We start from the raw sequence: 18,704 nt of genomic DNA on the forward strand, positions 1-18,704 counted from the left end.
GGAAACGGGTCCGATTCGCCGGTTTCCGAACGGCTTTTCGGCCGTCGACCCTTCGATTCGATGTATGTCTCAAGAGCAGTTCAGTCCCGACAGCGTCGAGCGCGCGAACGGCATGCCGATGCTCGGTCTCGGCACGTGGGAGAACGAAGACCCCGAACAGTGCGTCGAGAGCGTCCGGAGCGCCCTCGAAACGGGCTATCGCCACGTCGACACCGCACAGGCCTACGGCAACGAGGAGAGCGTCGGCGAGGGCATCGCACAGGCCGACGTCCCGCGCGAGGAAATCTTCCTCGCCACGAAGGTCTGGACGTCGAACCTGAACTACGACGACGTGATTCACTCCACGACCGAGAGCCTCGACAAACTCGGCGTCGAGTCGGTGGACCTGCTCTACACCCACTGGCCGGCCGAGGAGTACGACCCCGAGGACACGCTGGCGGCCTTCGCCGAACTCAAAAGTCAGGGAAAAATCGACCGCATCGGCGTCTCGAACTTCGAGCCCGAACACCTCGACAAGGCTCGGGAAGTGCTCGACGAGCCGATCTTCGCCAATCAGGTCGAGTGTCATCCGTTGCTGCCCCAGCAGGAACTCCGCGAGTACTGCGACGACCACGACATCGAACTCGTCGCGTACTCGCCGCTCGCGCGCGGGAAGGTCTTCGAGATCGACGAACTCTCCGAAATCGCCGACAAACACGACGCCAGCGAGGCACAGGTCAGTCTCGCGTGGCTCCGCGCGAAGGGCGTCACCGTGATCCCGAAGGCCACGAGCGACGACCACATCGAAGACAACTGGGCCTCCCTTGGCGTCGACCTCGACGACGAGGACATCGAGACCATCGACGACATCGACGAGCGAGAACGGCAGGTCGACCCCGACTTCGCGCCGTGGTAAGAACCGCTCGCGGCGACTGACCGGTTTACCAACCCTTATTCTCACAGCACTCCGAGGATGAGCATGGAGTTCGACCTCGGAAAGACGGTCGGGGCGTTCGTGGTGCTGTTCGCCATCATCGCCATCGGCACGTTCATGAGTCCGATGGCGAGTAGCACCGTGATGATGGTGCTCGGCGGTCTGCTCGTCTTCGGCGTCCTCACACTGTTCATCGGCATCCAGCACGGCGAGTACCGCGCGATGCGATAGCCGAACGGGCCAGCGGTCGCGGTCTTTGTATTGTCCACCAAGCCATCCTGATTCCGTGTTTTCCGTGCCAATAGAGTGCAATAGAAGGTTATTAGGATCCCGCCCGGACCGACCCTATGGAATACACGACCCTCGGCGACACGGGCATGGAGGTCAGTCGGATCTGTCTCGGCTGTATGGGCTTCGGCGGGGACGGCGGCGGCGAGATGTTCGACTGGACCGTCGACGAACCCGAAGCTACCGAGGTCATCGAGCGCGCCATCGACCTGGGTATCAACTTCTTCGATACCGCGAACATCTATTCGTACGGCGAGAGCGAAGAAATCCTCGGCAACGCGCTCGACGGATACGACCGCGACGAACAGGTCGTCGCCACCAAAGTCCACGGCCAGATGCGCGACGACGACCCCAATTCTGGAGGACTCTCCCGGAAGACCATCGAACAGGAACTCGACAACTCGCTCGACAGGCTGGGAATGGACACCATCGACCTCTACCAGATTCACCGCTGGGATTACGATACGCCCATCGACGAGACCCTCGGCGCGCTCGACGACGCGGTGCGCCGCGGCATGATCAGATACATTGGTGCAAGTTCGATGTGGGCCCGTCAGTTCGCCGACGCGCTCCATACGAGCGACAGGGAGAGCCTCGAACGGTTCGTGACGATGCAAAATCATTATAATTTTGTCTATCGCGAGGAAGAACGCGAGATGCTGCCGCTCACAGACGAGGAAGGCGTCGGCGTCATCCCGTGGAGTCCGCTGGCGGGTGGCTATCTCGCCCGCCCGCACGACCAGAGCGACGCGATGCGCGAGATGACCGCCGAGCGCTACGGCTCGCCCCAGAGCGAGGAGATCAACGAGCGCACCCAAGAAATCGCCGACGAAAAGGGCGTCTCGATGGCCCAGATCGGTCTCGCGTGGCTACTCCACAAAGACGTCACCGCGCCGATATACGGCACGACGAGCGTCGAGCACTTGGAGGATGCCGTCGAGGCGCTCGACATCGACCTTTCGGACAGCGACATGGAGTACCTCGAAGAGCCCTACGAACCGATGGCCGTGCTCGGCCACGAGTAGCGACCCCGACTCGAACGCCAAAACGACACGCTCGCCGTGTCGCCGGTTCACACGGCGGCGTGAAGTCACAAACTCTTTTAGCCCGCTAATTATATCTCATTACGCCATGTCAGCTCAGTTCCCCGAGTACCTCAACGTCGATTACGACGACGGCGAGGGCGATGATCCCGAAGACTACCCGACCATCGAGGACAAAATCGAGAAGGCCATCGCCGTCACCAAGCAGGGTCTCGAACAGTACGACAACCCCGCGGTGATGTGGACCGGCGGTAAGGACTCGACGCTCGTGCTCTACTTCATCAAGGAAGTCGCCGAGCGCTTCGACCTCGAAACCCCGCCCGCCATCTTCATCGACCACTACCAGCACTTCGACGAGATCCACGACTTCGTCGAGAAATGGGCCGACGAGTGGGACCTCGACGTGCGCTACGCGCGCAACGAGGACATCGGTAGCTACGTCGACGAACACGGTCTCGAACCGGGCGACGACATCGACATCAACGATCTCTCGGAGCACAACCAACACCACGTCCGGAACATCCTCGAATACGAGGAGGACACATTCCCGTTCCTGCTCGACACCTACGTCGGCAACCACCTGCTCAAGACGGTGGCGCTCAACGACGCCCTCGAAGAGTACGACGTCGACGGCATTCTCTCGGGGATTCGCTGGGACGAACAGGAAGCGCGCGCCAACGAGACGTTCTTCAGCCCGCGCCACGACCCCGACATCTACCCGCCCCACGACCGCGTCCAGCCGATCCTCCAGTTCGAGGAGCGCGACGTCTGGGACGCCTTCTGGAACTTCGTCGTGCCCGAGACCGTCGAGAACTTCCCCGACGAGGGCTACGTGCCACAGAGCGCCGACGACCTTCCCGAGGGTGTTTCTCACGAGGATATCCCCATCAGCCCGAAGTACTTCGCCGGCTTCCGCTCGCTGGGTAGCGAGATAAGTACGGAAAAGTCCGACGAGGAACCCGCATGGCTGCAGGACCTCGAAGGCACGACCGAGCGCGCGGGCCGCGCCCAGGACAAAGAAGACCTGATGGAGCGCCTGCGCGACCTCGGCTACATGTAGCACTTTTGCTACGCTCGCGGCCTTCGGCCGCTCACTCGCAAAACCTGCACTAAAAGCCTCGTCGTTCCCTGCGGTCACTCCTCGGCCCGCTCGCTCGTTTCACTCGCTCGCGGTCTGACGACTTCGCTTCCCGCACCCGCACAGCACCGCAGAAGCCCTCACTCACTTCGTTCGCTCGCCCTTCATCCGCCAGGAACCGCCCCACAACCGCGCAGCGACCGCGACCGCACCGCTCGGCGGCCGATGGCCGCTCCGCCGACCGCCACTGCCGGCCGCTCAGTAGAGGTCGTCGAGGTCCGCTTCGACGTGGCTGTGTTCGTCGGCCGGAAACTCGTCGTTCTCGACGGCTCCGACGTAGTCCGAGATCGCGCGCTCCATCTCGCCGCGCACGTCACCGAAGGATGCGGCAAACGGCGGGATGCGCTCGCCGAGTCCGAGCACGTCGTTGGCGACGAGTACCTGCCCGTCACAGTCCTGTCCCGCACCGATGCCGATGGTCGGAATCGAGAGCTGGTCGGTGATCTGGGTGGCGAGGTTCGCCGGCACGTGTTCGAGCACGAGCGCAAACGCGCCAGCATCCTCGTGGGCGTCGGCAAGCGCCGCAATCTCCTCGGCGGCCTCACGGCTGGTTCCCTGCCGCGCGTAGCCCAGTTGGTTGACCTTCTGGGGAGTGAGTCCGAGGTGGGCCATCACGGGAATCCCGAGGTTCGCGAGGCGTTCGGTCAACTCGATAGTATGCGGGCCACTTTCGAGTTTGACGGCGTGTGCACCTGCCTCCTTGAGCATCCGTCCGGCGTTTTTGATGCTCTCGGCTTCGTCGACGCCGAAACTGAGGAACGGCATGTCCGCGATGACGAGCGTCTCGTCGGTCGCACGCGCGACCGCGCCAGTCCGACTGGCGATTTCGTCTACCGTCACGGGAAGCGTCGAGTCGTACCCGAGGGATGCGTTGCCCATGCTGTCGCCGACGAGGATCGCGTCGACGCCCGCCCGCTCGCAGGCCGCCGCCGTCGGCGTGTCGTAGGCGGTCAGCATCGTCAGCGGCGCGTCGCCGGGACGGAACTCACCGACTGTCGTTGGCATGAACACATCTCACGCCCGGTGGGGGTTAAACGTATCCGAAACCCCCGACCACACGACTTATCGCCGCGCGCGCGGACTTCCCACCGTGCCCGACCCAGTCGAGACCTCAGACCCAGAGGGCGTCGACTACGGCTGGGTGATGCAGGTCACGTTCGTCCTCACCATCGTCGTCGGCGCGCCCGTGGTCGCCGTCCTCTCGACGGGCACGCCGCTCGACTCGTGGAACGCGCGCGTCTCGTTTGCAGTGCGCGTCGGCGCGGTCGTCTGGATTCTCGTCGCACTCTGCGTCTACGGCTACGCACGCCGAACCCAGACTCAGTAGCTCGTCGGCCCGTCGCCAACGTACGAAAACTGCGTGCCGGCACGCTCTGCGGCCTCCTCGTCGCCCGCCGAATCACCGACGAAAAGGGTATGCTCGGGCGTCGCGCCGAGTTCCTCGACGGCGGCCAGCAGCGGTTCTGGCGCGGGCTTTCGCTCGGGAACCGAATCGCGGCCGACGACGCTTTGCATCACTCCGTCGAGGTCGTGCTTTGCGAGCGCGATGCGACAGGCCTCCTCGCAGTTGAGCGAGCAGACCCCAATTGGAAGGCGGGTCTCGATCTCATCGGCGAAAGCCAGTCGGCGCGACTCGTGTGCGCCGTCGCGCTCGGCCGCGGCAATGAGCGACTCGACCTCGCTCTCGACACCCACTCCCTCGGCGGCGTCGAGCATGGCCCACGCATCGAGACCGGCGGGGTCGACGTCCTCGGTTTGCAGGACCTCGGCGATGTCCGCCTCGACGGCCTGCCAATCGACGGTGAGACGCACGAGCGTGCCGTCGAGGTCGTAGACCACGGCTTCGACGTCGTCGGGGACGGTGACGGTCATACCGGAGCGAGGATAGGACGCGGGAAGTCGGCTTCGATTAGTCGAGCAGTTCGCGCGCGATGACGTTCTTCTGGATGTCGGTCGTCCCCTCGTAGATGGTGGTGATCTTCGCATCGCGGTAGAGGCGCTCGACACCGCCCTCAGTGGTGTAGCCGTAGCCACCGTGGATCTGGACGGCCTCGTTGGCCACCTCGACGGCGCTCTCGCTGGCGAACCACTTCGCCATGCTCGCGGCCTCGCGGTACCCCTCGCCCCCGTCGGCCCGCCGGGCCGCATCCCGCGTCAGCAGCCGCGCGGCCTGCGCCTTCGTCCGCATCTCGGCGAGTTTGTGGCGAATCGTCTGAATCTCACTGATAGAATCGCCGAACTGCTCGCGCTCCTGGGAATAGGCGAGCGACTCGTCGAGTGCGTGCTGGGCGAGACCCACGGCTTGGGAGGCGATGGCAATGCGTCCCCCAGTCAGAATCGACAGCGCCGCCGACAGCCCTCGACCCTCCTCAGTCAGTCGGTTCTCGGCCGGAATCCGTGCGTCGTCGAAGGTCAGGCTCGTCGTGTCGCTCGCGCGCAGGCCGAGTTTGTCCTCCCTGGGACCGACCTCCAAGCCTTCGGTATCCTTCGGAACGAGGAACTGCGTGATGCTTCGGTCGTCCTCGCGGTCGGTCTTCGCGAAGAGGATGATGACTCCGGAGCGCTCGCCGTTGGTGATCCACTGTTTGTCGCCGTTGATGACGTACTCGTCGCCATCGCGCCGTGCCTCGGTGCTCATCGCGGCGGGGTTCGAGCCGGCATGCGGCTCGGAGAGCGCGAACGCGCCCACTGGGCGGCCATCTACCATCTCGGGCAGCCAGCGCTCGCGGTGGTGTTCGTCGCCGAACTCGGCGATACAGGAGGTGGCGAGACAGTGGACCGACAGCGCCGTCGCCACGGCGAGCATTCCGCCGGCGAGTTCCTCGTTGACGATGCTGTAGGTGAGCGAATCGGCATCGAAGCCGCCATACTCTTCGGGCGTCGTCAACCCCGTCATGTCCAGTTCGGCGAGCCCGTCCCAGACGTCCTCAGGAAAGCGCTCCTCGCGGTCGGCCGCCTCGGCTTCCGGTCGGATCTCCTCGCGGGCGAACTCCCGCACCGTGTCACGAATCGCGCGCTGTTCGGCGGTGAGGTCCATATCCCCGAATACGAGCGGGCGGGCAAAAGCCGTCCGCTCCACAGACCCGTTCAGGAATCGACGAGCGTCACGTCGAGACGGTCTTCGAGCGCTTCGACCAGCGACCCACCGACATCGGCGCGGGCGGCCCGCCCGTCCTCGATCGCGTCGAGGCTCTGCGGGTCGGCGTCGAGTTCCGCGGCCAGCTCTTCGGTAGAGAGGCCCGCCTTCTCGCGCGCGCCCCGTGCCCGGTCGCCGTAGCCCGAGACGAGATACGGCAACTGGTCGCGGTCGTAGTTCGTCCCCTCGCGCTCCCAGTGGCTCGAATCACCCGTTTGGGAATCCGCGAGTTTGGCGACGTTTCTGGCCGCCCGCTGTCGGCTGTTACGTTCGCGGCCGCCGGAACCTCCGCCTCCACCACTTCCGCCTCCGCCGCTTCCGCCACCCCCGCGCTGCGACCGGCGATCCCCTTCACCGTGGGGTACGCAGTCGGGGCAGAGATCGAGTTCCGCCCCAGCGACCGTCGCCGCCGTCAGGTCGTCGGTCGTCTTTCCACAGAGTTCACAGCTCCCGCCACCACCCGCCGAATCGCCGGTGGAGTATTTTGCCATACCGCGTCTTGGTGGGTGAGCGGTATAATTCGTCCGCCCCACTTTTTTACTCCTCGGGTGGCCTCCCTGCGGTCGGCCACCACTCGTCGCAAAAACCTGGACTAAAAACTCCCGCTCGCTCCCGTCGGTCGCTCGCGGTTCGATATCTATCCCTCCGCTACCGCCACCGCAACAGCCCACATACCTCTCCAACCGATTCGCTTCGCTCGTTGCACTCGTTCGCTCATCCACCGTCAGAGCTTTGCTCTGACGAGCCTGCACTCGCTTTGCTCGTACAGACCTCGCGCGAGTCGTGTGCTTCGCACACTCCCGCGCGCCACCGCTACCGACTCATCTGGCCCGGAGTTACTGCTCGGCTTGCCACTCCTCGATACACTCCTCGTCACAGAAATGGAGATCCTCGTTTGCCTCGGCATCGTCGTCGAGCGTTTCCCATTCGAGCGGGTCGAGACGCGCGCCACAGTTTTCGCACGTCGCGCGCTCGGTCTCTCTACCGGGATTCGGCGTCGTGTCGCTTGGCTCGTCCATCGGTCGTGGAACGCTCTCGACACACTCCAGTCCATCGACTGCCGCGCCCACTCATAAACAGCCACTCATTCCGGGAGCAACGGATTTCACGGCGGCCCGCGAGCGTCCATGCGCACATGGATTTCGGACTCGACGACAAGACGGCACTCGTCACCGGCGGCGGCGGACGCATCGGCAGCGAGGACTGTGAGGTTCTCGCCGAGGAAGGCGCGGAGGTCGTCGTCCTCGACGTGGACGAAGAGGGTGCGGAGACCATCGCCGACGGCATCGAAGACGACGGTGGCACGGCCCACGCCGTCGAGTGCGACCTGACCGACCACGACGAGGTCGCCTCGACTATCGACGCCATCCGCGAGGAGACGGGTGGAATCGACGTGCTCGTGAACAACGCCGGGATGGTCGACGCCCGCGCACGGGTCGGGGACTTCGAGGACGACATCTGGGAGCGCGATCTGGCCGTGAACCTCACCGGCTCGTACAACGTCACCCGCGAGGTCTTCCCGGCGATGTGCGAGCGCGGCTGGGGGCGCATCATCACCATGTCCTCGATGGCGGGCTGGCAGGGCGGCTTTGGCCAACTTTCCTATTCGGCAACCAAGGCGGCACTCATCGGCTTCGGCAAGACGCTCGCGCTCGAAGGCGCTCAATCCGGTGTGACCTCGAACGTCGTCGCGCCGAGCATCGTGGTGGGTGCGCTCGCCGACCTCCCACCAGACCAGTTGGAGGAGGTCGACGAACACTTCGCGCGCATCGCCAAGGCAACTCCCATGCGCCAGCTCGGCCGCGAGGCGGACGTCGCCAATCTGGTCGCCTATCTCGCGAGCGAGCAGTCGAGCTACATCACCGGCCAAGTGGTCGGCGTCACCGGCGGTATCGACCTCTTCACGTTCTGAGCGGCGCTCCGGGTTCGTTTCGCAAAAATCGTGGTCGAGGTTCAGTTCGCGTATTTCTCGTCGGCGAACTCGGCGTCGGGGTTGCCCGCGAGGTCGGTCAGCTTGACGGCGGCGTCGGAGTACTGGAGGATCTTCTGCATGTCGCCGTCGAGTTCGAAATCGCCGCCCATCAGCCCGTCGATGACACCCATCTCCTGTTTCAGCAGTGCTTTCCAGTTGTCGGTGGTCGCCGACAGGAGAAAGCCCTCGTCGACCTCGTCGGGGTCGTCGATGAGTCTCGCGCCAGTACATTTGCCGTCTTCGAGACCCAAGAACGCGTGGCCGACGTGGCCGTCGCCGCCGTCTTCTTCGACGTACTGGTCGAGTTCCTCTTGGAGGTACGCGGGCATCTCGTCGGTGTTCATCTCGTCGATGGGCATCTCGGTCATCTTGAAGACGAAGTCGCCGTTGAAATCGGTGCCCCAGCCCTCGCTCACCTCCGCGTACTCGTCGTCTCCATTGATCTGGTCTTCGTACTCGGCGAACCACGCCTGACTCGGGAACAACAGCGGGTCCGGATCGTAGTCGACATCAGTCATTGAATGACACCGGTTGACGATTCGCAGCCACACCAATGAAGATTCCTCGGTGCATTCGCGGCCATTTATATACTTGACGAGCGTACCGCGCGAAAGCTATATGCACTCGGTGTGCCCACTCGTGGTATGCGGTACGTCACCTTCGTTCTCATCCCGCCCGACGGCGGCCTCCACCCCTCCGACCGACGACTGGCCGAGGACGGGGACGTGACGCGCACGGCGCTGCACAACATCAATCGCCTCGACGACGGGACCGCCGTCACGCTCTACCAACTCGACGGTACTGTCGAGCGCGTCGACGAAATCCTCGCCGACTGTCCGGAGGTGCTCGCCTACAACGTCTCGGCGACCGGCGACAGCGTCCACGCCTACATCCACTTCGAGACGAACGCCACCGTCGCCGGCCTGCTCGCCGTGCCCCAATCGCACGAGATCGTCCTCGACACGCCCATCGAGTACACCCCACGGGGTGGACTCCGCATGACCGTCATCGGCGAGGAGGCGACGATCCGGGAGACGATAGCGACCGTTCCCGACGACGTGCGGCTCAAACTCGAAGAAACAGGGGAATACGAACCGAGCGCCAGACGGCTGTTCGACCGGCTCACCACCCGCCAACAGGAGACCCTTCGAGTCGCCATCGAGGCGGGCTACTACGAGGTCCCGCGCCGGGCGACACACGCCGACGTCGCCGAGGAACTCGATAGGACTGGGGGCACCGTCGGCGAACACCTCCGCAAGATCGAGGCGGCGGTGCTCACCGCCATCGTCCCATAACCACTTTTTTACTTGCTACGAGACGGCGAAGCCGTCTCGGCATCACGAGAGGCGCTTCGCGCCTCTCGAACGACTTCGCGCTCGTTCGCAGTGAACTGCGCTCACTCCGTTCGCGCGGATGCTACACTCACCACACCGAACCGCCGCCGCACAGCACCGCCGAAGCCCGCACCGCCGCACATCGCCCCAGCAGATTTATGCTCACCACCGGAGCAGTTCACACCGTTACCATGACCGACCCGACGGAGCCACCGGAACTCGCCCGCGAGGACGTGCTGAGGCTCGACGACCCACAGTTCACGGACGACAACGTCGCGCTCGTCACCGGTGCTGGCTCGGGCATCGGCCGGGCGACCACACTCGCGCTCGCCCACAATGGCTTGACCGTCGCGGCGACCGACGTCGACGAAGACGGTCTCGACGAGACGGTCACCAAACACGACGAACTCGATCTCGACGGGGCGGTCGAGACGGTCGCCGGCGACCTGACCGACGATGGAGACATCGAGCGTGCCGTCGAGCGGGCGGCCGACTGCGGGCAGATTCGCTTTCTAGCGAATATCGCTGGCCTGCAAACGGTGGCTCCAATCGAGGAGTTCCCGATGGAGAAATATGACATGATGCAGGAGGCGATGCTCCGCGCGCCGCTGGCCCTGACGAAGGGCTGTCTCCCCCACATGCGCGACGGTGGCGGCGGCGCAGTGGGGAACATGTGCTCGATTCACGGTCACTACGTCACCCGCGACAAGGTCGCCTACAACATGGCGAAGTTCGGCCTCCGGGGTCTCACCCAGTCCATCGCCGCCGAGGGCGACGGCGACGTCCGCGCCTTTTCCTTCTCGACGGCCTACGTGAAGACGCCGCTCGTCACGGACCAGATCGCTGACACGGCTGAGGAGCGGGGCATTAGCGAACAGGAAGTCGTCGAGGACGTCATGCTCGGCGAAGCGAGAGTCAAGGAGATGATGGACCCCATCGAGGTGGCGAACGTCTTCACGATGGGCTTTTCCGAGCACGCGAGCCACCTCGACGGTGGCGACCTCCTCTTCGACGGCGGCTACACGCTGACCTACTGACTACGCCTCTACCGCCAGCAACTCCGCCGCCACACGCACCATCTCGCTGGCGTCGGCCTCGCGGAGGCGCTCGTCGCCGAGCAGGAGGCGCAGGCGCGGGCGGCCGACGTCGATGGGCACTTTCTCGGTCTCGACGAGACCTGCCTCTTCGAGGCGCGTCTTCTTGCGCGAGAAGGTCGCCCGGCTGGCGACGCCGACGTTCTCGCCCCACGTGCTGATGTCGTACAGCAGCGCCTCGTTTCTGGCGGCGGCGAGCAGGCTGACGTCCACCACGTCGAGGTCGCCCGCCGACTCGGCGAGCGCGACGCGCATCGCCTCGAAATCCGCGGCCAGTTCCGCACCGAACTCGGTTTCGAGCGTCTCCCGGACCCGCGACAGCGGCGGCGTGCGCAGGGTGAACGGCTCGGCATCCGTCCAGCGGTTGGCGTACTCGTTGCGCGCAGCACCGACGAACTCGGCGTCCTCGGTGGCGAGTCCGGCGGTCCGTTCGTCGGTGACGACGAGCGAGACGACCCGCTCGTCGGTGAGCAACAGCGGCCCGCCGAGGCGCTCGGCGCTCGTTCGCAGCGACAGCACCTCGTCGGCGACCAGATCGGCGACGGTGCTGGCGTCGGTGAACCCGCTCACCGTCTCCTTGAGCACCGACTCCGTGGCCAGCAGGCGAACGGTCGACGCGCTCTCGGGCTCGGAGAGTACCGCTACCAGTCCGTCGATGACCGTCGGCGACGGGCCGACGATGAGCAGTTCCTCGGTATCGCCGTCGAGAACCGCACGGCAGACGTCGGCGACGTTCTTTTCTATCCGGGTGGGCTGCATTGTGGTGTTCATCCGAATAGGACAATGGACGGCGCTCACGTAACGAATCGGTCTAGCTGTTTAAAACGAGTGTTCGGCGGGAGTGCGAGCGCCCCGTGCTCTCGGTCAGTGGAGTTTGAGTTCGATGCGCCGGTCGTCGGGGTCGCGGACGTAGGCCGCCCAGTCGCGGCCGTACACGCCAAGTCGTTCGCGCGGCTCGCCTTCCTCGACCTCGATGCCCGCCTCCCGGAGGTCGTCGAGCAGCGTCGTCATCGTCTCCCGCGTATCGGTCTCGTTCGAGCGCAGCAAGATACAGACGTGCTCGCCGTCGACGTCGAACGGTTCCTCCGTAGGGACGAGATGGAGGTGTCGACCGCCGGCGGCCACAGCGACGAACGGCAGTTCGTCGCGCTCGAAGCGCTCGCGGTCGCGGACTGGGAGTCCGAGCAGGTCGTGGTAGAACCCGAGCGCCCTGTCGATGTCGCCGACGCGGATGGCGACGTGGTCGAGGTCGACCGGTTCGAACGTCATACATAGAAGTGAGTCTCGGCGGGACAAAAGCCCGCGGGCCGGTAAGTGCGACCCGGCAATTCATGGCCGCCGAGCGCGACCGCACGGTATGACTTCCGCATCACCCGAGCGGTTCGCGCCGGCCATCGACGGGCACACGCACCTGATGCCCGAGCGCCTGATGGGCGCGATTCGTGGCGCGCTCGCCGAACAAGCCGGCTGGCAGTTCGACCATCCGACCACTCGGGAGGGGATGGAAGCGCAGTTCCGGGAAGCGGGCGTCGAACGCTACATCGCGCTGCCGTACGCCCACAAGCCGGGTATGGCCGCCGACCTGAACGAGTGGGTGCTCGACCGCGCCGCCGGCTCCGAGATGACCATCCCGTTCGCCACCGTCCACGGCGACGACGACGTCGAAACCGTCGTGAAAGAGGCGTTCGCGGCCGGCGCACGCGGGCTGAAGTTCCAGTGTCCGGTCCAGAAGAGCGGACCGGCCGACCCGCGCCTCGATCCGGCCTTCGAACTCGCTGCCGAGTACGACAAACCGATCCTCTTTCACGCCGGTACCGCACCCCTATACGAGGACAGCCCGCATGTCGGCATCGAGGCGTTCACGGAATTCACCGAATCCTACCCCTCGGTGCGTGCGGCCTGTGCCCACATGGGAGCCTTCGAAACTGACGAATTCCTCGCGCTCGCCGAAGACCACGACAACGCCTTCCTCGACACCTCCTTCGTCATGTCGACCGAAGCCGAGCAATACGTCGGCTCGGCGATCGAGGTTCCGAACGAGCGGCTTGAAGCGCTCTCGGAGTCGATCTTCTATGGGTCGGACTACCCGAACATCCCCTATCCCTACAAGTGCGAGCGCGCCGAGCTGTTGGACCGGAACCTCTCCGAGAGCGCGTTTCGGGACCTCTTCGCCCACACGGCCGAGCGCTTCCTCGGCGAGCGCTGAGAGCGGGCGACGAAACGGCTTTCACCGGTCCGGCTGTCCCTCTGCTGTGACGCAGGTCTGTCTCGTCGGCGGCGATTGTGATGTCCGCTACGAACTGCTCTCCCGGGAGACCGCCCGGCGAGCGCTCTCGACGTACGATCTTTCCGAACCTTACACGAACACGCTACAACTCACGACCGTGAGCCTCGGCGCGGCGGTCTCCCTTCTGAACGACCTAAACTGGTATCTCGTCCGCTTTGCGAGCGACGCGCTCGTTCTCGAACCCTCGATCACCGAGGATGAATGGCTCTCGCGCCCGTTCGCCGAGGCAGTGCGCGACGGTCACATCGACCCCGACGAGACCGGCCATGCATACAGAATCTATCCTATCGAGGACGGGGCGCTCGCCGAGCCGACGGTTTCGACCGAACCGAACCACGAAGACGGACTCGTCGTCCGCATCACCGACGACGAATTCGACGGCTGAGAATCAGTCGGCCTGAGTGGGGTTTTCGAGCGCGCTCTCGATCGGCTCGTCGCCGGCCAGAATCTCGAACGTCTCGCCGTGGGTGCTCGCCATGTCGAGGGCAGCGACCAGTGTGTGAGCAACGTTGGCACGAGTGATTTCGCCGCGGTCGAGTTTCCGTGCCGCCCGGATTTCGTCGGTCGCGGGGTCGTCGGTCAGCGCACCGGGCCGGACGATGGTGTACGTCAGATCGGATTCTTGGAGACGGGCGTCGGCCGCCTGTTTTGCGAGCAAGTAGTCGTAGAGCGCGTCGGGACTGTCGTCCGGACTGTCGGCGTTCATCGAACTGAGCATGACGAACCTATCGACACCTTCGGCTTCGGCGGCCTCGATCATCCCGATCGCGCCGTCGCGGTCGACGCCCTCGACGTCCTCGCCACCCGACCCGGCCGCGAAGACGATGGCGTCGTGGCCGGCCACCGCGTGCGTGACGTCCTCGGTCAGGTCCGCGACGACCGTCTCGACGCCGAAATCCGCCATCTCTCCTGTCTGTGACTCTTTGCGAACCATCGCCGTCGCTGCGTGGTCGCTCTCGCTCAGAAGTTCAGTAATGTGCTTGCCGACCCCGCCGTGTGCGCCCGCGATGAGTACGTTCACACCATCCATTCGGTCGGGAGCGCCCTAAACCGTCGGTTTCGGCCGTCAGTAACCGCGCTCGACGAGATACTCCGCCAGCCCGCAGAGCAGTTCGCGCGCCTCGTTTTCGGGGAGGACGTCCAGGTGGGATTTCCCCCGTTCGACGAGGTCGCGGCTCAGCGTGCGCGCGTACTCGATGCTGCCCGCCTCCTCCAGGACGGCGACGGCAGCGTCGATCTCCGCTTCGGTCACCGCTTCCGGGTCGTCGGTTTCGACGAGCGCCTCGACGTCGACACCCTGTTCGCGGGCGTGGAGCGTGACCGCCGTGCGTTTGCCCTCGACGAGGTCGCTGCCGCGCTGTTTGCCCAACCGTTCGCTCGGCACCGTGAGGTCGAGCACGTCGTCGCGGATCTGGAAGGCACGGCCGACGTCGAGACCGTACGCCCCGAGCGCGTCGGCGGTCTCCTGATCCGCGCCGAGCAGGAGGGCAGGGATCCGTGCGGCCGCCGCGTAGAGGACGGCGGTTTTCTGCTCGACCATGTGGATGTACTCGTCGGTCGTGACGCCAGCGCGGCGCTCGAACTCGACGTCGAGCGACTGACCCTCACAGATACGCGTACAGGTCTGTGCGAGTTCGGAGAGCGCCTGCACCGTGCGCTCGGCCGGTGCGCCGGTTTCGAGCATGAACTCGAAGGCCTTCGCGTAGAGCGTGTCGCCAGCGAGGATCGCCGTTTCGTTGTCGAAGGCCCGATGAACGGAGGGCACGCCCCGTCGGAGGTCGTCGGCGTCCATGATGTCGTCGTGAATCAGCGTAAACGACTGGATGGTCTCGATGCTCACCGCCGCCGCCATCACGTCGATGTCGCGTTCCCCGTCGAGCGTCGGGACGGTCTCGTACGACTCGCTCGCCGCGCCGTCGACGAGCGCCTCGGCGACCAGCAGCGTCAGCGCGGGCCGGAGGCGTTTGCCACCGGCGTCGAGCAGGTGCCGCGAGGCTCGGTAGAGCCGTTCGGGGTCCTCGATGGGCAGGCGCTCGTCGAGCGCCGCGTTGACCAGTTCTCGTCGGGTCTCGATGGCCGCCTCGACCGCCGACGCGCTCATTCGACCAGCGAGATGACGTTGCCGTTGCGCGTCGCGTGGAGGTCCCGACCCATCCGGTAGCCCTGACTCTCGGCGAGGTCGATGTACCGCGCGAGATGCTCCATGTCGTTGTGGGCGGGAATCACGTGGTGGGGCTGAATGGCGTTCAGCATCTCGTAGTGGCCCTCTTGGGACATGTGTCCCGAGACGTGGACGTCGTCGTAGATGCGTGCGCCCTGCATTCTGAGCAGTTGTTCGGACTGGTAGCGCTGGCCCTCGTTGGTCGGCTCGGGGATGACGCGCGCGCTGAAGATTACCTTATCGCCCTCGTCGAGCTGGTAGGGCGTCTCGCCCCGCCCCATTCGGGTCAGCATTGCGCGCGGCTCGCCCTGGTGGCCCGTGACGATGGGCAGGAAGTTCTCCTTGCCCTCGTTCATGATTCGTTTGAATGTCCTGTCGACGGACTGGCGATGGCCGAACATGCCGAGGTCGTCGGGGAAGTCCACGAAGTCCAGCCGCTCGGCCGTGCCGGAGTACTTCTCCATCGAACGTCCGAGGAGCACGGGCTGACGGCCGATGTCCTTGGCGAACTCGACGATGGAGGTCACGCGGGCGATCTGGCTCGAGAAGGTGGTGGCGACGATACCGCCATCGTAGTCCTCCATGCTGTACAGCACGTCCTTGACGTGGTTGCGTGCGTGTTGCTCGCTCGGCGTGCGGCCCTTGCGCCCGGCGTTCGTACAGTCCTCGATGTAACAGAGCACACCCTCGCCCTCGCGACCGATCTCGCGGAAGCGGTCCATGTCGATGGGGTCGCCGATGACGGGCGTGTGGTCCATCCGTTTGTCCAGCCCGTAGATGATCGAGCCCTCTGGCGTGTGGAGCACGGGGTTGATGGCGTCGATGATGGAGTGAGTGACGTTGACGAACTCGAGTTCGAGTCCCTCGCCGATCTCCATCGTCTCGCCGGCATCCATCTTCACGAGGTCGTTGCCCACCCCGAACTTCTCCTCGCTTTCGACCTGCTGTTGGACGAGTTCGATGGTAAACGGCGTCGCCACCACCGGTGCGTCGTAGCGATGGGCCAGTTTCGAAATGGCCCCGATGTGGTCGAGGTGGCCGTGAGTCGGGACGATGGCCTGCACTTCGCCATCCAAATCGGACATGACCCTGTCGTCGGGAATCGCGCCCATGTCGATGAGGTCGAGGCTGTGCATCCGTTCGGTCTCGACGTTGTCGTGGATGAGAACCTTCGAGAGGTTCAACCCCATGTCGAAGACGACGATGTCCTCGCCCGCCCGCACGGCCGTCATCTGCCGGCCCACTTCCTCGTAGCCGCCGATTGTCGCAATATCGATTTCCATAGTTGTTGCTCCCGAGCCGCCCGCGCGCACGAAGGACTGGCTGGCCGGTCGCGTGACCCGCCCGCCCGCCCCGAACCGCACCCGGGGCGGTCTCTCGGATACGCGACGCTATGGGCAGGGGTGGTATAAACCCCGTGGCTCGCCCCGCACCCAACCTCAGCCGACCCGCGTTCCGGGCGACTCGCCGTCGAGAAATCTCTCTAATCCGTCCAGCCCAAACACCGACGCCGGCGCGTCGAGTTCGAGCAGCGCCCGCACCTTCGCGGCCATCCCACCCGTCACGTCGGTCGCGTCGCTACCGCCGAGCGCGTCGCTCACCGCGGCGAACGACTCGATGCGGTCGATGACGACTCCCTCAGAGTCGAACACACCCGGAACGCCCGCACACAGCCCCACGCGCTCGGCATCGACCTGTTCTGCGAGCGTCACCACGAGTTCGTCGCCACTCACCACGGTGACGCCCGCTCCCGCGTGAGCGATGACATCTGCCTGCACAGTCGGCACGAACCCCTCGGCGAGCATCGTCTCGACCGGCATCGAAAGGGATAGCTCCCCGTCCTCGTCACGGGCGGCCGCCGAAAGAGGATGAATCGGCAACGCAGGGACGTCTCGCTCGTGGAGGACGGCGAGCACCGCGTCGTTCAGCCGCCCCATCGCGTCGTGGACGGCGAGCGCGCCGGCGGCGTCGTGACTGCCCGCCTCGCTGCTGATACCGTGCTCGCTGGCGTGGTGATGGCCGAAGCTCCCGCCGCCGTGAACGAGAATCAACTGGCCGTCGTAGCCCGCGACCGCTTCGGCTGCCCGCGCGAGGTGTTCCTCGTCGAGCGTCTCCGGGCGCTGCTTGTCGGTGATGACGCTCCCGCCGAGTTTGAGAACCACGGTCATTCCGCTTCGCTCCATTCCCTGCCGTTTGCTCGTGGTTCGAAAGGCGCGAAGCGTCTTTCGTCATCTCGGAAGACCTGCGGTCTTCCGATGACTCTTCGAAGTGCCGAAGGCACTTCGAGATCACGAAACGGGTTCGCCGTTTCGAACGATTTCGCTCGCAAAGACAGCGTCATCCGTCCTCCCGGCGCACGCCATCGAAGTCGAGTTCGGCGCGGAACGACTCCACACAGCCCGGCGTGTAGCCGAGCGCCGTCGGGCTCGCCTCGCTCTCGTCGAGGGCGACGATGCAGCCACCGCCGCCCGCGCCGGTGAGTTTCGCGCCGTGCGCGCCCGCTTCGCGGGCGGCCCACACCATCGCGTCGAGCGAGCGCGCCGACACCCCGAGCGCGCTCAGGAGACCGTGGTTGACGTCCATCAGCCGCCCGAGTTCGTCGATGTCGCCTTCCGCGAGCGCGCGCTCGCCCCGACGGACGAGATCGCCGATGGATTCGACCGTACTGGCGGCGAAATCGTACTCCTCGCGCAGCGCGCGCACGCCCGCGACCAACTCGCCGGTGTCGCCTGCACCGCCATCGTACCCGATCACAAATGGAAGGTTCGGCGCGTCGAGTTGCCGGCAGTCCTCGCCCTCGACGCGGACTGCACCGCCCATCGCCGAGCAGAACGTGTCCGCACGCGAGGCCTCGCCCGATTGGACCTCGTGTTCGACCCGGTAGGCCCGGTCTGCGAGTTCCTCGGGGGCGAGGGAAACGCCGAGTTCGCGCGTCGCGGCGTCGATGCCCGCGACCACGACCGCCGCCGACGAGCCGAGCCCCGCGCCGAGCGGGATGGCGCTCTCGATGGTCACGTCGAATCCGATCTCCGGTTCGTCGGCCGCGTCGCGGGCCTGTGCGACCGCGCCATCGACGTAGCCCGTCGCAGCCTGGACCAGCGATTGGGGAACGTCGACGTCGGGTGCGCCGTCGCCGCCGTACTCGACCGTGAAGCCATCGAGTGAGAGATCGCCAGCATCGACGCGGAGCCGACCGTCCGAGCGGGCCGTAACCTCGACCGTCGCGCGGCGCTCGATTGCGCAGGGCACTGCGGGTTCGCCGTAGACCACCGCGTGCTCGCCGAAGAGATAGACCTTGCCGGGGGCGCTGGAAACGGCCATGTGACCTTCTCGGGTGG

General features: G+C 65.3%; 23 protein-coding genes. 10 read left to right on the plus strand and 13 right to left on the minus strand.

Annotation, left to right across the window (positions count from 1 at the left end):
- Nucleotides 1-64: 64 nt before the first annotated feature.
- The 4 genes from ACP97_RS07790 to ACP97_RS07805 all read left to right on the plus strand — a co-directional run bounded on the left by ACP97_RS07790 (nucleotide 65) and on the right by ACP97_RS07805 (nucleotide 3,304).
- A complete protein-coding gene (locus ACP97_RS07790) occupies nucleotides 65-895 on the plus strand; it encodes an aldo/keto reductase (protein ID WP_049997273.1) in 831 nt (276 codons plus the stop codon).
- Between the two features lie 63 nt (nucleotides 896-958).
- Complete coding sequence (locus tag ACP97_RS07795; RefSeq protein ID WP_049997274.1) at nucleotides 959-1,144, plus strand: DUF7333 family protein; 186 nt, start codon at nucleotides 959-961, stop codon at nucleotides 1,142-1,144.
- A 116-nt stretch (nucleotides 1,145-1,260) separates the two neighbouring features.
- Nucleotides 1,261-2,226: an aldo/keto reductase gene (locus ACP97_RS07800; RefSeq protein ID WP_049997275.1), complete on the plus strand. Its 966-nt coding sequence runs from the start codon at nucleotides 1,261-1,263 to the stop codon at nucleotides 2,224-2,226.
- A gap of 106 nt (nucleotides 2,227-2,332) precedes the next feature.
- On the plus strand, nucleotides 2,333-3,304 hold the full coding sequence (locus ACP97_RS07805; protein ID WP_049997276.1) for a phosphoadenosine phosphosulfate reductase family protein: 972 nt from the start codon (nucleotides 2,333-2,335) through the stop codon (nucleotides 3,302-3,304).
- A gap of 276 nt (nucleotides 3,305-3,580) precedes the next feature.
- On the opposite strand, the gene panB is transcribed toward ACP97_RS07805, so the two are convergent.
- On the minus strand, nucleotides 3,581-4,387 hold the full coding sequence (gene panB, locus ACP97_RS07810) for a 3-methyl-2-oxobutanoate hydroxymethyltransferase (protein ID WP_049997277.1): 807 nt from the start codon (nucleotides 4,385-4,387) through the stop codon (nucleotides 3,581-3,583).
- An 85-nt stretch (nucleotides 4,388-4,472) separates the two neighbouring features.
- Between panB and ACP97_RS07815 the strand changes: the two genes are divergently transcribed.
- On the plus strand, nucleotides 4,473-4,709 hold the full coding sequence (locus ACP97_RS07815) for a DUF5822 domain-containing protein (protein ID WP_049997278.1): 237 nt from the start codon (nucleotides 4,473-4,475) through the stop codon (nucleotides 4,707-4,709).
- On the opposite strand, the gene ACP97_RS07820 is transcribed toward ACP97_RS07815, so the two are convergent.
- From ACP97_RS07820 to ACP97_RS07835, 4 genes are all read right to left on the minus strand, one after another.
- Nucleotides 4,703-5,254: an HAD family hydrolase gene (locus ACP97_RS07820; protein ID WP_049997279.1), complete on the minus strand. Its 552-nt coding sequence runs from the start codon at nucleotides 5,252-5,254 to the stop codon at nucleotides 4,703-4,705. The two genes, ACP97_RS07815 and ACP97_RS07820, sit on opposite strands and share 7 nt — an antisense overlap.
- Nucleotides 5,255-5,291: 37 nt before the next feature.
- A complete protein-coding gene (locus ACP97_RS07825) occupies nucleotides 5,292-6,419 on the minus strand; it encodes an acyl-CoA dehydrogenase family protein (RefSeq protein ID WP_049997280.1) in 1,128 nt (375 codons plus the stop codon).
- A gap of 50 nt (nucleotides 6,420-6,469) precedes the next feature.
- On the minus strand, nucleotides 6,470-7,009 hold the full coding sequence (locus ACP97_RS07830; RefSeq protein WP_049997281.1) for a helix-turn-helix domain-containing protein: 540 nt from the start codon (nucleotides 7,007-7,009) through the stop codon (nucleotides 6,470-6,472).
- A gap of 345 nt (nucleotides 7,010-7,354) precedes the next feature.
- Nucleotides 7,355-7,588: a hypothetical protein gene (locus tag ACP97_RS07835; RefSeq protein WP_237561127.1), complete on the minus strand. Its 234-nt coding sequence runs from the start codon at nucleotides 7,586-7,588 to the stop codon at nucleotides 7,355-7,357.
- Between the two features lie 65 nt (nucleotides 7,589-7,653).
- Between ACP97_RS07835 and ACP97_RS07840 the strand changes: the two genes are divergently transcribed.
- The gene (locus tag ACP97_RS07840) at nucleotides 7,654-8,430 is read left to right on the plus strand and encodes an SDR family NAD(P)-dependent oxidoreductase (RefSeq protein ID WP_049997282.1); all 777 of its coding nucleotides are present in this window, start codon (nucleotides 7,654-7,656) and stop codon (nucleotides 8,428-8,430) included.
- Nucleotides 8,431-8,471: 41 nt separating this feature from the next.
- On the opposite strand, the gene ACP97_RS07845 is transcribed toward ACP97_RS07840, so the two are convergent.
- Nucleotides 8,472-9,008, minus strand: a complete 537-nt coding sequence (locus ACP97_RS07845; RefSeq protein ID WP_049997283.1) for an SCP2 sterol-binding domain-containing protein — start codon at nucleotides 9,006-9,008, stop codon at nucleotides 8,472-8,474.
- 126 nt (nucleotides 9,009-9,134) lie between these two features.
- Between ACP97_RS07845 and ACP97_RS07850 the strand changes: the two genes are divergently transcribed.
- Nucleotides 9,135-9,785 (plus strand): helix-turn-helix domain-containing protein, encoded by a 651-nt coding sequence (locus ACP97_RS07850; protein WP_049997284.1) that lies wholly within the window; start codon nucleotides 9,135-9,137, stop codon nucleotides 9,783-9,785.
- 230 nt (nucleotides 9,786-10,015) lie between these two features.
- On the plus strand, nucleotides 10,016-10,861 hold the full coding sequence (locus ACP97_RS07855) for an SDR family NAD(P)-dependent oxidoreductase (RefSeq protein ID WP_049997285.1): 846 nt from the start codon (nucleotides 10,016-10,018) through the stop codon (nucleotides 10,859-10,861).
- On the opposite strand, the gene tbsP is transcribed toward ACP97_RS07855, so the two are convergent.
- Nucleotides 10,862-11,677, minus strand: coding sequence for a transcriptional regulator TbsP (gene tbsP, locus ACP97_RS07860; protein WP_154019976.1), 816 nt, complete (start codon nucleotides 11,675-11,677; stop codon nucleotides 10,862-10,864). It lies immediately after the preceding gene.
- Between the two features lie 105 nt (nucleotides 11,678-11,782).
- Nucleotides 11,783-12,187: a VOC family protein gene (locus ACP97_RS07865; RefSeq protein ID WP_049997287.1), complete on the minus strand. Its 405-nt coding sequence runs from the start codon at nucleotides 12,185-12,187 to the stop codon at nucleotides 11,783-11,785.
- Nucleotides 12,188-12,275: 88 nt separating this feature from the next.
- Between ACP97_RS07865 and ACP97_RS07870 the strand changes: the two genes are divergently transcribed.
- On the plus strand, nucleotides 12,276-13,124 hold the full coding sequence (locus tag ACP97_RS07870; RefSeq protein WP_079977590.1) for an amidohydrolase family protein: 849 nt from the start codon (nucleotides 12,276-12,278) through the stop codon (nucleotides 13,122-13,124).
- Between the two features lie 46 nt (nucleotides 13,125-13,170).
- On the plus strand, nucleotides 13,171-13,590 hold the full coding sequence (locus tag ACP97_RS07875) for a DUF5804 family protein (RefSeq protein WP_049997288.1): 420 nt from the start codon (nucleotides 13,171-13,173) through the stop codon (nucleotides 13,588-13,590).
- Nucleotides 13,591-13,593: 3 nt separating this feature from the next.
- On the opposite strand, the gene ACP97_RS07880 is transcribed toward ACP97_RS07875, so the two are convergent.
- The 5 genes from ACP97_RS07880 to mvk all read right to left on the minus strand — a co-directional run bounded on the left by ACP97_RS07880 (nucleotide 13,594) and on the right by mvk (nucleotide 18,687).
- Nucleotides 13,594-14,226, minus strand: coding sequence for an SDR family oxidoreductase (locus ACP97_RS07880; protein WP_049997328.1), 633 nt, complete (start codon nucleotides 14,224-14,226; stop codon nucleotides 13,594-13,596).
- Between the two features lie 45 nt (nucleotides 14,227-14,271).
- On the minus strand, nucleotides 14,272-15,306 hold the full coding sequence (gene idsA3 / locus ACP97_RS07885) for a geranylfarnesyl diphosphate synthase (protein WP_049997289.1): 1,035 nt from the start codon (nucleotides 15,304-15,306) through the stop codon (nucleotides 14,272-14,274).
- Nucleotides 15,303-16,649, minus strand: a complete 1,347-nt coding sequence (locus ACP97_RS07890; RefSeq protein ID WP_049997290.1) for a ribonuclease J — start codon at nucleotides 16,647-16,649, stop codon at nucleotides 15,303-15,305. Before ACP97_RS07890 ends, idsA3 begins: the two co-directional genes overlap by 4 nt.
- A 156-nt stretch (nucleotides 16,650-16,805) precedes the next feature.
- Nucleotides 16,806-17,534 (minus strand): isopentenyl phosphate kinase, encoded by a 729-nt coding sequence (locus ACP97_RS07895; RefSeq protein ID WP_154019977.1) that lies wholly within the window; start codon nucleotides 17,532-17,534, stop codon nucleotides 16,806-16,808.
- Nucleotides 17,535-17,703: 169 nt separating this feature from the next.
- Nucleotides 17,704-18,687, minus strand: a complete 984-nt coding sequence (mvk, locus tag ACP97_RS07900; RefSeq protein WP_049997292.1) for a mevalonate kinase — start codon at nucleotides 18,685-18,687, stop codon at nucleotides 17,704-17,706.
- Nucleotides 18,688-18,704: the final 17 nt, after the last annotated feature.

Source organism: Halococcus sediminicola (assembly GCF_000755245.1).
GTDB classification, from domain to species: domain Archaea; phylum Halobacteriota; class Halobacteria; order Halobacteriales; family Halococcaceae; genus Halococcus; species Halococcus sediminicola.